The following is a 14,677-nucleotide window of genomic DNA, read 5'->3' on the forward strand; positions in this document are numbered from 1 at the left end:
CATGACTTTCCAGCCTCCAAGCAACTATTCGCCGCAAAACAACACTCAGCCCGGTTTTACTCAACGCCCCACCGGCTACGAATACGGCAACACGCAATCTATTGATCACCACTCAATGTCCATGCGTGACACCAATCCCCTCCATGCACCGTGGCCGATGTGGTGTGGCGCGACCGGCTACCTTGGAGCCCTCGGCTGGTCTGCTTGGCTGGTATGGCGGTTCATCGACACCGCCCCCGAAGACTCCAATGCTTTCTTGTGGTTCCCAGTGATCCTGTTTTCCCTGCTACTGATCGGTTTGCTTCTCGCGATCGTCTTCGCATTGAAAGCGCAGTTCTGGGCACGTTGGCTCCTTACGGTGTACACCGCGATCGGCGTACTCATGATCATCATTGGCGAAATGTGGATCGCATCGCTACTTGGTGTGCTCGGCAGCGTGTTCATCTGGTTGCCACGTAACCGCGGCTGGTTCGGCTTTAAGTAATCGCCCGTTGCTTATCGACGAGCGCCTGGTACCAGCCCTGCTCCGAATAGTTCGGAATACCACTGCGCGAAAAATGCACAAGCGCGTCATTCAGGACTTCGCCAGCTTCCATGCGCCGTCCCAGGTAGATCAGCTGATCTGTCAACAACGCAATCGCCTTAGAGAAGGCTCCCGCAACATTCTCGCTGACCAAGTCAATGTTTTTGTAGATGATGCAGCCGGAGAAAAATGCATCGATAGCCCGGTCGGATTCCCCCGCCACTTGATACAGCTCACCGGCATGAATGTATGCCGCTGCTGCATCCGTTCGCTTATGTGGTTTGAGGTAGCGGGCTGCCTCTTCGTAGAGAAGTCCTGGGCGGGCGATACCAATATTTTCAAAAATTTCAGCCGGTAATTTCAGCTCAACGAGTTTGCGATACACCACGCTGGTCATCGCAGGTGGGAGCTTTGCCGGAAAATCTAGGTGTTCGCTCAGCACCCACTCCAATACTTGCTCAGCCACGGCAGTGTTTTTGTGCACGCGGAGGCTGGCTTCAGCTTCGGTCCAAGAGAAGGCGAGGTAGTTTCCCAACTCCGAATCCCGAACTGGAATGGTTCGCTTGATCGTATCAGCGGCGTTGAGGAGACTTACTTCGTTTCCTTCGCGGAGACTCTTTTGCGCCGCCGCCGTCACCGTTGCCCAAAAATCCTGTGGCCAATCGCCCAATTTCGCGTGCTGGGCTACTTTTTTGGCGATCTCCCAAGAAAATTCGGCGATCGCGGGATCCACGTACGCAACCGTTTCGACGATACTATCCAACGCCGTCGAAAACAGACTGACTCGGGCATTATCCCTCACTGTGGATGCCAATGCGTAGGCACGAGAGGTCCTCGCTTTGAGCAGTTCCAATTCACCGTTGCGATACGCGTCGAAGCAAGACCACACCAGCGCTGTCACCAGATCTGACGGGTGGTTGTTCTGAATCGCTTCACCAGCGAGAACACGCGGATCTTTGATGCTTTGATCGACCGTAGCGAGCAGGCGTGCGACATTTTCGTCGGTACGGCGACTGAACACGTACTGCAAGGGGTTACCTCCGTTGGCTCAGCAAATCCGCCTGGTTTTCCAGACGGTTTTGTAAAGCCCAGTCTAGGCCAGGATCATATTGTCGATCAGACGAACACCTTCAACCTCCGCCGCGACCAACGCCAACGCCGGCTCTTCGAGGGAAACGACGAGGGTATCGTCGTCAAGCTCAGCGAGAGAAGTCGGGGTGACCACCGTGAGGTAATCCAATGTGATGCCCGGCGCGGCGGCGAGTTCTTCGCGGACCGCCGACAACCCGATGGGTTTGCCGCTCTTCGCGTTCTTGCGCAGGGTGTTGAGCGCTTGGGAGAGGGCGAGGGCGTGGGTGCGGCCTTCGTCGGAAAGCCGCTGGTTGCGAGAGGATTGCGCGAGGCCTTCGGGGGTGCGGGCGATCGGAACCGTGGTGATCTGCACCGGCATGTTGAGGTCTTTGACCATGCGACGGATGATCGCCGCCTGCTGCGCGTCCTTCTGGCCGAAGTAGGCGCGGTACGGATGCACCATGTTGAAGAGCTTTGCGACGACCGTTGCGACCCCATCGAAGTGTCCTGGGCGGGATGCCCCTTCGAGGATTTCTCCCATGCGGCCGGTGCGGACCCAGATCATGGGGGTGGTGTCTGGGTACATGTCTTCCACCGTGGGCGCGAAGAGGATGTCTACGTGGTGTTGGCGGCAGAACTCCTCGTCGGCCGCGAGATCGCGCGGGTAGAGGCGGTAATCATCGCAGTCGCCGAGGTTGGTGAACTGCAATGGGTTGACGAAGGTGGAGACAACAACGACTTCGCTTTCCTTCTGCGCCTGATCGATGAGGGTGCCGTGGCCGTCATGCAACGCGCCCATGGTGGGGACGAGGCCGACGATTCCTGGCTGCGACGCAAGGGCCGCGTGGAGTTGGGCGGGGGTGGTAACTACCTGCATGTTTAGTCCTCGAAGGATTCGTCGGAATTGGGGAAGGCGCCGGATTCGACATCCGCGCGGTAAGCCTGTGCGGCCTGGAGTAGTTGTTCGCCGAGGTTAGCGTACTGGCGCACGAAACGAGGCATGCGACCGCCGGGGTTCATGCCGAAGGCATCGGTCCACACGAGTATCTGCCCATCGGTGCCGTTGCCTGCGCCGATGCCGATGACTGGAATGGTGAGCTGCTTGGTGACTTCGGTGGCGATGGTGGCGGGCACCATCTCGATAACGACGGCAAAGGCTCCTGCGTCCGCGACGGCTTGGGCGTCTTTGCGTAATTCGTCGGCAGCGTCTCCCCTACCTTGAACAACGTAGCCACCCAGTGCGTGCTCTGATTGTGGGGTAAACCCAACGTGCGCACAGACAGGGATACCGGCGGCGACGATGGTGCGAATGGTGTCAGCCATCTCGACTCCGCCCTCGATCTTGATCGCTTGGGCACCGGATTCTTTCATGACACGCACCGAAGCCGCCAGCGCCTGGGCGGGAGATTCCTCGTAGGAACCAAAAGGCAAATCGACGACCACAAAGGCGCGCCGGGTGGAACGCACCACCGCTGACGCCATGGAGATCATCTCATCGAGGGTGATCGGCAGGGTAGTTTCGTGGCCGTGGACGACGTTTGCAGCGGAGTCGCCGACGAGGAGTAGGTCGATGCCTGCTTCGTCGAAAAGCCGGGCAGACATCGTGTCATAGCTGGTCAGGGCCGTAAACTTGCGGCCCTCTGCCTTGACTTGTGCAAAATAGCGGGTACGAAGCCGTTTCATGCATCACGATTATAGGCTGTTGGCACAGGCCCCTTCAGCGAAGCCACCCGTTTACCAACCTCGGACTCTCTTCTTGATCAAATCCACGCCTTTCGGAACGCACACCTCAAAGCCTAGTCGCTTTAATTCTTCCGCTGCGATTTCTGGATTGTCTCGTACAGCTGCTTTGAGCTGAAGGTCTAGCCACTTTTCGCGGCGTTCTAGAAGAAAGTTCTCCCAGCCAGATCGACCTCGAAACCCACATTCTTTGATGACAAAGTAGAGGAAGTCTTCAAGCGAGGGCCGGAACCTTCGGCCGCCAACTGGAAGATGCAATCGTTGTATATCGCCTTTCTTTCGGGCGTCTTTCGTATGACTAAAGTTGCGCATGATGATTGGGCTAAGCAAACCACCGTTACCGGAGTAATGAATGTGTGCCGTTGGCGCACTGGCGTTGTCCCGTTCGAATTCAAATCGAATGCCTGGAGAAGTATGCACGCGTAATTCATATTTGGACCTGCTAACGGTTAAATATGTGTTGCTGCGGTCGAAGCACATCACGTACCGGATAACGACCCTAAAAAGATCGCTGAATTCCGGCAACGGCTCATTATCTTCAACTGCTGGACCGTTGTAGGCCAACGGCAGTTCGACCTCAGCAACAACTAACCCACTGTCTTTATTGTGCTCAATAGAGGGTTCAACTTGGTCTTTGTCTAAAGGCAGTACTCTTGCGAGCACGTCCCAGGTTTCTTCGAAGAATTCCTCCGCCTGTTCAACCAAGTTAGGTGTCAATTACTCTCCCAAGAGGAGTTCGACGCGGCGCAGCTCATCGTAAATCTTTCGCTCTGCTTCTGAGAGCAAGCCGAGCGATGCAAGATCTCGAATATCACGCAGGGTCAGCGGAGCTCCCTCAATTGCGGCGTACTCAGAACTAACTAGATCCTCGGTCAACTGACGACGTCGATCCTCCAGTTCCGCGTTTGAGTAACTCTGCACTTTGAATTTCATTGTGGGGCTCCTTTCTGTATTCCTCGTTCTATTTGTCTTTAATCATAATGGCAGAACCGACTTAGGAAGCCGCAACCCTCCACCTGTAGAACGCACGTTCTACAGCGAGTCCTCGAAGTCCTCACGGAACTTAGCGACGAGCTTCTCAGCCCAATCGCCCTTCGGCACCAAGCGCCCGTAGAAGAAGCGGAGGATCTCTGGCTCCTCAGCCCACTCGAGCCCGCCAATCATTTCACGGTTTTGGTAGAGCCAGTCGATGCGGTCAATTGCGTAGTTGACCTGGGACAAGGTGAACACGCGACGAGGCATCGCGAGGCGGACGAGTTCCATGTCCGCGAGCGGCTCCACGCCGTTGTCGTCGCGCTGCTCGCTCATGGTGCCACGCTCCATGCCGCGCACACCGGAGGCGATGTAGAGCGCTGCCGCCAGTGCACCGGCGGGGTACTCTTCCTGCGGGATGTGGTCGCAGAATTTCATCGCGTTGATGTGCGCACCGAGGCCCCCAGCCGGGGTGATCACGGGGATGTTGCGACGATCCATCTCCTCAACCATGTACTCGATAAACTGCGGGCCTTGGTTGATCATGTCCTCGTCCATGGTTTCTTCCAGGCCGATGGTGATCGCCTCCATCTCGCGGACGGACATGCCACCGTAGGTTAAGAAGCCCTCGAACATCGGGACAAAGCCGCGCATGCGCTTGTACATTTCTTCGTCGCGAATGCAGATGCCGCCACCACGCCCGAAGCCGAGCTTGCGGGCGGAGAAGTACAAGATGTCACAGTTGCGGGCGATCTCGGCGGTGATTTCGCGAATCGACGCATCGGCGTACTCGTCCTCGCGCACCTTAATAAAGTGCAGGTTATCAGCCAGCAGCGACGCATCGAGGACCATCGGCACCTCGAATTCCTGACAGACTGCGTAGGCCTCCTGCAGATTCTTCAGGCTAAACGGCTGGCCACCGATCAGGTTGGTACCGGCCTCCATGCGCACGAATGCGACATTCGCCGGATCCTTGCCCACGGTCTCACGCAGCGCAGCAATGTCGATGTTGCCTTTGAACTTCTCCGACGAGGTAACTTCCAAGCCCGCCTCTTCAATCAGCTCGATGACCTCGCCGCCACGGTAGGTGATGTGCTGCTTGGTGGTAGTGAAGTGGTAGTTCATCGGGACGATCTGCCCATCGCCGACAAGGACCTCGGCGATGATGTTTTCACAGGCGCGGCCCTGGTGAGCTGGCAGGAAGTAGTCCATGCCGAAGATGTCTTTGAGCTTGTCGTGCAGGCGGGTGTACGTCGCCGAACCCGCATACGCGTCGTCGGCCATCAGCATTGCCGCCTGCTGGTTCTGGCTCATGGCGTTGACGCCCGAGTCGGTGAGCATGTCAAGGAATACGTCCTTGTTCTCCAGGAGGAAGGTGTTGTATCCGGCGGTCTTCATTGCCTCCAAGCGCTCTTCGATGGGCAAGAGAGTGAGCTTTTGGATAATGCGGACTTTGTGCATCTCCAGCGGCAGCTGTTGGCCACGGTAAAACGACACCTTAGACATGAAATTGCTCCTTGACGGCGGGGTGAATTCAACCTATCCATCATCGCATGTACCCCGTGAGTGCGGGCACAATGGTCAGCGCTTTTGCGTGACGGGGCCGCGGCGAACGCCCGCAGGCTCGTCGACAAGCATGTGTGGAGGCAAGACCGCAAGGAATAGGGCACACCCGCAAGAAAATGTCATTGCGCGAAGAACCGATGTGACGTACGCTACAACAAAAGCTAATGACCATTCGTATATGGAGGCGCATCACACCATGACAAACATTCACTTTCTGTCCGCAGCTCGACTCCCAGTGGGTAAGTTCGGCGGTTCACTTGCATCTTTCTCGCTCACCGATCTGGGAGTGACCGCAGCAAAGGCTGCTATTGACCGTTCGGCCGTACCCGCTGAAGACATCGATTCTTCCGTCTTCGCCAACGTTTTGCCTGTCGAGCCATCCGACGCGTACATCTCCCGCAAGATCGCAATCGGCTCCGGCATGAAGGACTCCTCGATCGCCTTCGGCGTGAACCGCCTCTGCGGCTCCGGCGTCCAAGCCATCGTCTCCGCAGCTCAGCAGCTTCAGGACGGAGACGCGACCGTGGCTCTCGCCGGCGGCGTCGAATCCATGTCCAACGCTCCATACACCGTCAAGGGCGCACGCTTCGGCCTGCGCATGGGCGAGGGCAAGCTCTACGACTGGCTCACCGGCGCGCTGAGCTGCCCGTTTGGCACCGGCCACATGGGCGTGACCGCTGAGAACGTCGCATCCGACTACAACATCAGCCGCGAGCGCCAAGACGAGTTCGCTGCAGAAAGCCAGCGCCGCGCGGCAGCCGCACGTGACGCTGGGCTTAACGACGAAGAAATCACCCCAATGGAGACCAAGAAAGGCTCCTTCGCTGTCGACGAACACATCCGCGAAACCACCCCTGAGCAGCTGGCCACCCTGCGCCCGGCATTCCAAGCCGACGGCACCGTCACCCCGGGCAACGCATCCGGCATCAACGATGGCGCGGCAGCGCTCGTCATGACCACCGAAGAGGAAATGAACAAGCGTGGCCTGCAGTCCATCGGCCGCCTGGTCAGCTGGGGCATCGCGGGCGTCGACCCAACCCGCATGGGCATCGGCCCAGTCGAAGCTGTGCCAAAGGCACTGGCCAAGGCTGGCCTGACCATGGAGGACATCGACATCATCGAGTCCAACGAGGCATTCGCCGCGCAGGCACTCGCAGTGTCCGACGCTCTTGGCTTCGACCCAGAAAAGACCAACCGATTCGGTGGCGCAATCGCGTACGGCCACCCAGTATCCGCAACCGGCGCGATCCTGACCACCCGTATCCTGTACGCCCTCAAGCGCGAGAACCTGCGCTACGGCCTGGTCACCATGTGTATTGGTGGCGGCCAGGGCATTGCCATCATCATCGAGAACCCAAACCACAACGAAGCAGCCTAGGAGAAACAATGCAGAAAGCAGCAGTTATTGGCGCCGGCTCCATGGGATCTGGCATCGCAGCACTACTCGCATCCGCGGGTTTTGATGTCATCTTGTTCGACATGGACAAAGAAGGTGCCCAGCGCGGTATCGACCTGCAGGCAAAGCGCCGCGGCTTTTACCACGCAGATCATATTGCACGCGTCACCCCAGCAAGCACCACCGAAGACATCGCGTTGGTCGCTGACTGCGACTGGGTCATCGAGGCAATCTTCGAGAACCTCGAAGCCAAGCACTCCCTCTACCAGGCAGTTGAGCCACACCTGAAGGATGGCGCTTACCTGACCTCCAACACCTCTACCCTGCCACTGCAGCAGCTGGTTCAGGGTGTGAAGAACCCAGAGCGCTTTGCCATCACCCACTTCTTCAACCCACCAAAGGTCATGCGCCTTGTCGAGATCGTTGCAACCAACGACGACACCGCTCACGCACTCCAAACCGTTATCGAACAGCAGCTGGGCAAGATCGCCCTGCAGTGCCGTGACACCGCCGGTTTCATCGCCAATCGTGTCGGCTGTTACTGGATGGCAACCGGCGTCGAGGCCGCTCGTGAGCACAACATCAGCTACGAGCTTGCCGACGCCGCCTTCGGTCGCCCGTTCGGTATCCCCCGTACCGGCATCTTCGGCTTGATGGACTACATCGGTCTGCAGCTGGTCGGCCCAATCTGGGGCAGCCTGGAAAAGACGCTGCCCGCAGACGACAAGCTGCAGGACTACGCGATTGGCTCCGACGAGTTCATTCAAGGCCTTGTTGAGCGCGGCTTAACTGGGCGTACCGGCGACGGCGGCTTCTACCGCGGCCGCGACGAGGTAATCACCGACGATTACTCCTACCGCCCACGAAAGACCCCGGAAGACGAGGCGCTTTCCCACAAGCACCCTCGCGATGTCATGAACACCGACACCCCTGGCGGACGCTTTGCCAAGCAGGTTTTCCTGAACACCCTCGCGTACTGCTGTGAGATCGCTCCGCAAATCTCCGACAACGTCAGCCTGATCGACGAAGGCCTCAAGCTCGGTTTCGGCTGGAAGAAGGGCATCTTCGAGCTTGCCGACGAGGTGGGCCACGATTGGCTGATCGAAGCCTACGGCGACAATGCTCCAGCTTTGGTCACCGCCGCTACCCAGGGCTTCTACCCTGAGGAAGGCAAGGTCGTAGACACCCAGGGCCAGATCATCGAGCACCCGCTGCGCGAAGGCGTTGTGACCCTGTCCAGCCTGCGCCGCGACGGTGCTCGCACAGTCCTCGAAACCGCTGGTGGCGCACTCCACGTCCTGGACAACGGCGTGGGCATCCTCGATCTGCACACCCCGCTCAACTCGCTTTCCTCCGACGCTCTGGCGTTCCTGCGCGAAGCTGTTGCCTCCGCCGGCCACAACGACATCAAGGCCCTAGTCATCGGCAACGACGAGCCACGCGCATTCAGCGCCGGCGCCGACCTGCCATCCATGGCGGCTGCGGCTGCATCTGGTGACACCGAGGCAATCGAGAAGCTCATCACCGACGGCTCGGTGACCATGCGTGAGCTTCGCAACGCACCTGTCCCTATTGTTGGCGCTGTCCGCGGTGTGGCCCTTGGCGGCGGTGGCGAGCTACTCACCGCGTGCGACCGGATCGTCGTTCACGCGGACGCACAGATCGGCTTCCCTGAGCGCAACGTTGGTCTTTACCCAGGCTGGACCGGCACTGTCGCAATGCTGGAGCGCAACAAGCTCGCTGGCCACGCTGACTTCCACCAGCGCGCCTTTGACTTCGTCGCAAAGGCAGAGCCTGCACCAAACGCCTTCATGGCGCGCGACGTTGCAGCCGTGCGCGACGAGGACGTCATCATCTTCTCCGCAGACCACGTGCTTGCCCGCGCGATCGAAGAGGCAGAGAAGATGGCAGATGGCTACGAACCGCGTCCTAATACCGTTCTGTCGCTCTACACCGGCGGTACCCCGCTGGATGCAGGTTGGCCGATCGAGGGCACTACGGAAAACGATCATGCAATCGTTGCTCGTCTGGCGGAGCAGTACACCACTGAAGAGGGCATCACCGAGCTGCCTTTCGACGAGTTCTGCGAGCGTGAGGTTGACTTCGTTGCCCCAGTACTAAGCTGGCCAGCCAACGTTGAGCGCACGGCTCACATGGCTAAGACCCGTAAGCCACTGCGCAACTAGTTTTATGCCGGAAACGGCCTAGCCCTTCGTGGCTAGGCCGTTTTTGCGTGCCTGTTTTCGGCATCAGTTAATGCCCGCTGCCGGGTGGCAACGGGCATTGAGCTAGCTCAGCGTTACTTGTTGTACTACTTGTTGTACGCAGAGAAGCCGGTGATCTTACGGCCGATGATGAGCGACTGAACGGTGTCGGTGCCCTCGTAGGTGTGCATCGCTTCAACGTCAGCGAAATGGCGTGCAACGTGGTTTTCCAAGAGGATGCCTACTCCTCCGAGCATGTCGCGAGCTTCTGCTGCGATTCGACGAGCCGCACGGGTGTTGTGCAGCTTGGTCATCGATGCGGTCTCGCCGGTGAGGGTACCCGCCTCGTCGAGAGCTGCTGCGCGACGGCACATGAGCATCATCTGGTTAAGGTCCACCGCCATGTTGGTCAGGCGCTGCTGGATGATCTGCGACTTCGCCAGCTCGCGCCCGAACTGGACGCGCTTTTGAGCGTAGTCAGCTGCGATCTCGTAGCACGCCATCGCGGAGCCCAGTGCGAGCCAGGCAACGCCGGTGCGGGTTGCGGTGAGGACGCGTGCAACATCCTTGAAGGACTGTGCGCCTTCGAGCTGGTTCTCTGCAGGGATGCGGCAGTCCTTCAGCACGATGTGCGCCTGGTGGATCGCGCGGAGTGCGAGCTTGCCGCGGATCACGGTAGCTTCGTAGCCAGGAGTTTCCTGCGGGACGACGAACGCGGAAACCTCGCCGTTTTCCATCCGTGCGAAGACCACGGTGATGCCGCCTGCTGCGCCGTTGCCGATCCACTTCTTCTCGCCGTTGATGACCCACTCGTCGCCATCGCGCACTGCGGTGGTCTCCAAGGCGATGGAGTCAGAACCGTGATCCGGCTCGGTGAGACCGAATGCGCCGAACAGCTCGCCCTTTGCCATGGGGCCAAGGTACTTGTCCTTCTGCTCCTGGGAGCCGAGGAAATCGATGGAGCGCATTGCCAGACCGGCTTGGACGGCCGCAGCGGTTGCCATGGAAGCGTCGGTGCGTGCGAGTTCTGCGATGACCAGGCCGGAGCCAACGGCGGACATCTTGTCGTGGCCAGGAACGTCGAGGCCGTCGGTGAGCACGTCGCGCTTTGCAAGTTCTGCAACAAGGTCGGTCGGGTATTCACCCTTGTCCCAGTACTCGTTGATTACTGGCAGACATACATCGCGGAAGCTGTGCGCGCGCGCCCAGGCAGCGCGATCTTCTGCGGTGATGTCGTCAAAAGTACCGAAGAAGTCAATTGTATTGTTGAATGGATTGTGAGACATGGGCTTTCCTCCCTGAACGAATGGCTATTAGTCGTTATTGTGATGGGCATCTCACCCCTTGTCAAGGGACTAACCGAGAAAGGTTTTAGAACGATGGCCAACATCCAACGCCGTGAGCAGATCGCCGCAGCCGCACTTACCCTATTTGACCAGCTTGGATATCACGGAACAGGGATGGGCGACATCGCCGAAGCCGTGGGAATGCGAGCGTCGAGCCTGTATAACCACTTCGGGTCTAAACAGGAGCTCCTAGCCGAAGTGGCCATCTCCGGCATGGAAGAAATGCTGCGCGCGAACGCACGTTCATTAGCCGGAGTGACTGCACCGCAGGACAAATTGGCCACCGCCATGAAGACACACGTGCTTTTTCACACGACTCGCGCGCAGCACGCACGGGTAGTAAACACGCAGATTGGAAACCTGGAGGAACCGGCATCGAACGTGGTCAAGCAGCTGCGCCGGGATTATGTGGCGCGCTGGATGTCGATCGTGAACGAGGGCACAGCGGCAGGAATTTTCCACGCAACCGACGTCAAGGTAGCCTGCTGGGCGCTCATCGACATGGGAACGGGAGTGTCGATCTGGTACGCGGAAGGTGGCAAGTACACCCCGGAGATGCTCGGCGATATGTACGCGGAGTTTGCGCTCCATCAACTCGGGGTCACTTCATAGCCTCAGGTCAGAGGGGCCCTTCTGCGCCATCAAGTGGCCCAGATTACGAGAATTAATTAAATGTGCTTGGCATCACATTTGGCCGGCGTTAGCCTGATTGGAACGAACCGCGATTCGTAGTCATGCTTCACGCACGCCAAGCACAAGGACGCAACTTTCATGGTCAATAAAGTAGTCACCGACACCGCAGTAGCCCTCGAAGGAATGAAGGACGGCGACACGATCGTCATGGGTGGCTTCGGCGCCGTTGGCTCCCCTTTGACGCTGATTCGCGCAATCCGCGACAGCGATCTCACGGACTTGACTGTCTACTCCAACAACCCTGGCTTCGACATCGGGACTGGCACCATTGGCATCGCAACTCTGATCGAGGCGAACAAACTACGCAAATTCGGCGGCTTCTACATCGGCCACAACCAGATCCTGCAGTCCAAAATGTTCTCTGGAGAAATTGAGATCGACCTGATCCCCCAGGGCACCCTCGCCGAGAAAATGCGCGCCGGTCGCGCGGGCATCCCAGCCTTTTTCACCGCATCGGGAGTAGACACTGCTCGCTCCGACGGTGGTCTCCCCCAGCTTTACGACGAAATCGGCGAGGTGATCAAGCGCTCCGAACCAGTAGAGATCCACAAGTTCACCCGCTACGGCAAGACCGAACGCTACATGTTGGAGGAGTCCTTCGCCGCAGATTTCGTCCTGGTGCGCGCATGGAAGGCGGACACCGAGGGAAACCTTGTCTTCCGCGCGACGGGCGGAAACTTCAATGCAGACGCAGCAGGCTGTGGCCAAGTCACCGTGGCCGAGGCGGAACATGTGGTCCCCGCCGGCTCGCTCACCCCAGAAGAGATCGATGTCCCAGGTATCTTCGTCGATCGCGTTTTGCAGCTGACCCCAGAACAGGCGGAAGAGAAAGTCATCGTATTTCGCACCGTGCGCGAACGTGGCGTGGAAGATGCCAAGCCTGTGGACAAGGGGAAGCTGGACAAGGGTTGGACCCGCATGCAGCTGGCCGCCCGAGCGGCGAAAGAACTCCACGAGGGCGAATACGTCAACCTCGGTATCGGCATCCCGACCGCCACGGCAAACTTCCTACCGGAAGACGTGCATATCACTCTGCAATCCGAAAACGGCATCCTCAAGACTGGGCCTTACCCGTACGAGGATGAAATCGATCCCGATACCATCAACGCAGGCAAGGAGCTTGTCACGATTTTGCCGGGCGGATCGGTGTTTGATTCGTCGACAAGCTTTGCGATGATCCGCGGCGGCCACATCGATACTGCGGTGCTGGGAGCGCTGGAGGTCTCGCAAAACGGTGATATTGCCAACTGGGCGGTGCCGGGGCAGAAGATGCGGGGCATGGGCGGCGCGATGGACCTGGTGAAGGGAGCGCGCCGCGTCATTGCTGTGCTGGAACATACGACTGCCGAAAAGGGTGAGTCGCGCGTTCTCAAGGAGTGCACGTTCCCGCTGACGGCGAAGGGAGTCGTGCAGACCATCATCACCACCCTCGGCGTTTTCCAGGTGAAAGAGTCCGGGCTGGTGCGCACCGAGCTGGCACCGAACGTGACTGAGGAAGACGTGGCCGCAAACACCGAGGCCGACTACACCGTACGCCTCGGTTAGTTTGCGGCAACGAGTTCGCTGTAGAGCTCGTCGAAACGCGTGCGCAGCCGGTCGAAATAGTCCGCGTGTGCCGGGTTGGGGGTCATCGGTTCACCGAATGGCGGAGTCGCGCGCTGGATTCCCGGCGCGATGACATCGAGCGTGATTAACGCGGTGCCGCGCAGGGTGGCACGCTTCATCGCCAGCGGAATCACCTCGCAGCCCAGCGCATCTGCCAACACGTTGAGCCACTGAGGGTGATCGGTGGTCACTCGGCCTGAGGCAATGATGCGCTCTGGTTGGGCGCCCGCGAGATCGAGCTGTTCGTAGACCCGCTCGTAGGACACGGCGAGACCTTCGATTAGGCCACGCCACAAGTCGAGCGGGGTGGTGTCGTCGGTAATGCCCACGAGCGAGGCCTTGGCATCGGCGGCCCACCCGGTGGCGCGTTCGCCGGAGAAAAACGGCAGGACCACTGGGGCATGCTCGGAGGTGGCACCGGCGAGGACTTCGGCTAATTCGCCAGAGTCCACTGGTGTCACGACGCGCTCTAGCCAGGAAACAGCGCGGCCAACGTCGTTGAGAGCTCCCCCCAGAATCACCTGGTCGCGGGCCACGCGGTAGCACCACAGGCCGGATGGAATCGTCTCAGGAGCCTCGGGCAGGATCACGCGCATCGCCCCCGATGTCGCGGCGGCCACTGCGATGGTGGTCGGGTCGATGGCGCCAGGGCCGACATTGGACGGCCACCCATCCGGGATGCCGTGAAACCACGGAACGCCATTGAGCGCTTCCCACTCGGTTTGGGCCGGGTAGGCGGGCTCGTCGGGAAAGTGCAGCGGGGCGATCATGGATTCGGGGACGTTGCAGGCTTCCAACACTTCCCCGTCGAGCTCGCCGGTGTGGGCGTTGACGATGCCGCACCACGCTCCGGTAGAGACGGCTAGGCCTTCGATGTCGGCCAGCTTGAGGTAGACGTACTCCCCGATCGTCATGACTTTGGCAGCGGCATCCCACTTCTCGGGGAAATCGGACTGCGCCCAGAGGAATCGCGCGGGCTGGTAGGAGGTGTGCACGCGTACGCCGGTGCGCTGGTGGTAGGCATCTGGGTCGATGAGCGATTCCACCTCGGCGACATACGGGGCACAACGCGAGTCGGCGTAGGTGGCGCAGGAGGTGAGAGCGGCGCCGGAGTCGTCGACAAGCAAGAATGAGGAGGCGAAGGAATCGAAGCACACGCCCTTGATCTGGAGGGCGTTCTCGGCGGCGAAGTCGACGATCGCGCTGACGATTTCACGGCATTCCTCGGCAACTTGGTCGGGATCGATCTCGCTGGTGCCGTCTTGGGCGGTGGTGAATTCGTGTGAAATGCGCTGCTTGGAGCCCTTGACTGGGCAGCCGGTGACATCGTATAGGCCGCCTCGCGAGGCGGTGGAGCCGACGTCCAAGGCGAGCACGTACGGCCCCGAGGATTCTCCGAGATGAATGGACATGGTGGGGATCTTCTTTGGCTTGTCGTCCGTCATGGTCCCGCTCCCTTTCCGGTTTAATTGGGATTACCTAACTTGTTTTCCAGCCTATTACAGCGAGAATACCGATTTACGCGCTTCGGCAAAACGGCGCAAATTCACCATCCACGAAA

General features: G+C 59.3%; 13 protein-coding genes. 5 read left to right on the top strand and 8 right to left on the bottom strand.

The genetic code is table 11. The features are described from left to right. The first annotated feature begins 1 nt into the window (after window position 1). Window positions 2-484 carry a hypothetical protein gene (locus tag QP027_RS11105; protein WP_284824834.1) on the top strand — a complete coding sequence of 161 codons (483 nt, stop codon included), beginning with the start codon at window positions 2-4 and terminating at the stop codon, window positions 482-484. Here QP027_RS11105 and QP027_RS11110 read toward each other — a convergent pair. The 6 genes from QP027_RS11110 to QP027_RS11135 form a co-directional block, all read right to left on the bottom strand. Further along, window positions 477-1,544: a soluble NSF attachment family protein gene (locus tag QP027_RS11110; protein WP_284824836.1), complete on the bottom strand. Its 1,068-nt coding sequence runs from the start codon at window positions 1,542-1,544 to the stop codon at window positions 477-479. The genes QP027_RS11105 and QP027_RS11110 overlap by 8 nt on opposite strands. Window positions 1,545-1,616: 72 nt before the next feature. Further along, entirely contained in the window at window positions 1,617-2,471 is an 855-nt protein-coding gene (panC, locus tag QP027_RS11115; protein ID WP_284824838.1) for a pantoate--beta-alanine ligase, read from the bottom strand. A 2-nt stretch (window positions 2,472-2,473) separates the two neighbouring features. Further along, the gene (gene panB, locus QP027_RS11120) at window positions 2,474-3,277 is read right to left on the bottom strand and encodes a 3-methyl-2-oxobutanoate hydroxymethyltransferase (protein WP_284824840.1); all 804 of its coding nucleotides are present in this window, start codon (window positions 3,275-3,277) and stop codon (window positions 2,474-2,476) included. Window positions 3,278-3,328: 51 nt separating this feature from the next. Continuing rightward, a complete protein-coding gene (locus QP027_RS11125) occupies window positions 3,329-4,051 on the bottom strand; it encodes a hypothetical protein (RefSeq protein WP_284824841.1) in 723 nt (240 codons plus the stop codon). Then, a complete protein-coding gene (locus QP027_RS11130; RefSeq protein ID WP_284824842.1) occupies window positions 4,052-4,267 on the bottom strand; it encodes a hypothetical protein in 216 nt (71 codons plus the stop codon). Window positions 4,268-4,366: 99 nt separating this feature from the next. Further along, window positions 4,367-5,812: a tryptophanase gene (locus tag QP027_RS11135; protein ID WP_284824844.1), complete on the bottom strand. Its 1,446-nt coding sequence runs from the start codon at window positions 5,810-5,812 to the stop codon at window positions 4,367-4,369. 256 nt (window positions 5,813-6,068) lie between these two features. On the opposite strand from QP027_RS11135, the gene QP027_RS11140 reads away from it, so the two are divergent. Together QP027_RS11140 and QP027_RS11145 are read left to right on the top strand one after the other, a co-directional pair. Then, window positions 6,069-7,250 carry an acetyl-CoA C-acyltransferase gene (locus QP027_RS11140; RefSeq protein WP_284824845.1) on the top strand — a complete coding sequence of 394 codons (1,182 nt, stop codon included), beginning with the start codon at window positions 6,069-6,071 and terminating at the stop codon, window positions 7,248-7,250. A gap of 8 nt (window positions 7,251-7,258) precedes the next feature. Then, window positions 7,259-9,454, top strand: a complete 2,196-nt coding sequence (locus QP027_RS11145) for a 3-hydroxyacyl-CoA dehydrogenase/enoyl-CoA hydratase family protein (protein ID WP_284824847.1) — start codon at window positions 7,259-7,261, stop codon at window positions 9,452-9,454. A gap of 125 nt (window positions 9,455-9,579) precedes the next feature. On the opposite strand, the gene QP027_RS11150 is transcribed toward QP027_RS11145, so the two are convergent. Then, entirely contained in the window at window positions 9,580-10,758 is a 1,179-nt protein-coding gene (locus QP027_RS11150) for an acyl-CoA dehydrogenase family protein (RefSeq protein WP_284824848.1), read from the bottom strand. 93 nt (window positions 10,759-10,851) lie between these two features. Here QP027_RS11150 and QP027_RS11155 point away from each other — a divergent pair, with 93 nt between their 5' ends. Beyond that, a complete protein-coding gene (locus tag QP027_RS11155) occupies window positions 10,852-11,430 on the top strand; it encodes a TetR/AcrR family transcriptional regulator (protein ID WP_284824850.1) in 579 nt (192 codons plus the stop codon). A 159-nt stretch (window positions 11,431-11,589) separates the two neighbouring features. Beyond that, window positions 11,590-13,056, top strand: a complete 1,467-nt coding sequence (locus QP027_RS11160) for a 3-oxoacid CoA-transferase (RefSeq protein WP_284824851.1) — start codon at window positions 11,590-11,592, stop codon at window positions 13,054-13,056. On the opposite strand, the gene QP027_RS11165 is transcribed toward QP027_RS11160, so the two are convergent. Continuing rightward, entirely contained in the window at window positions 13,053-14,561 is a 1,509-nt protein-coding gene (locus QP027_RS11165) for a gluconokinase (protein WP_284824853.1), read from the bottom strand. The two genes, QP027_RS11160 and QP027_RS11165, sit on opposite strands and share 4 nt — an antisense overlap. Between the last annotated feature and the right edge of the window lie 116 nt (window positions 14,562-14,677).

Origin of the sequence: Corynebacterium breve (assembly GCF_030252165.1) — a bacterium.
In the GTDB taxonomy this organism is placed as follows: Bacteria; Actinomycetota; Actinomycetes; order Mycobacteriales; family Mycobacteriaceae; genus Corynebacterium; species Corynebacterium breve.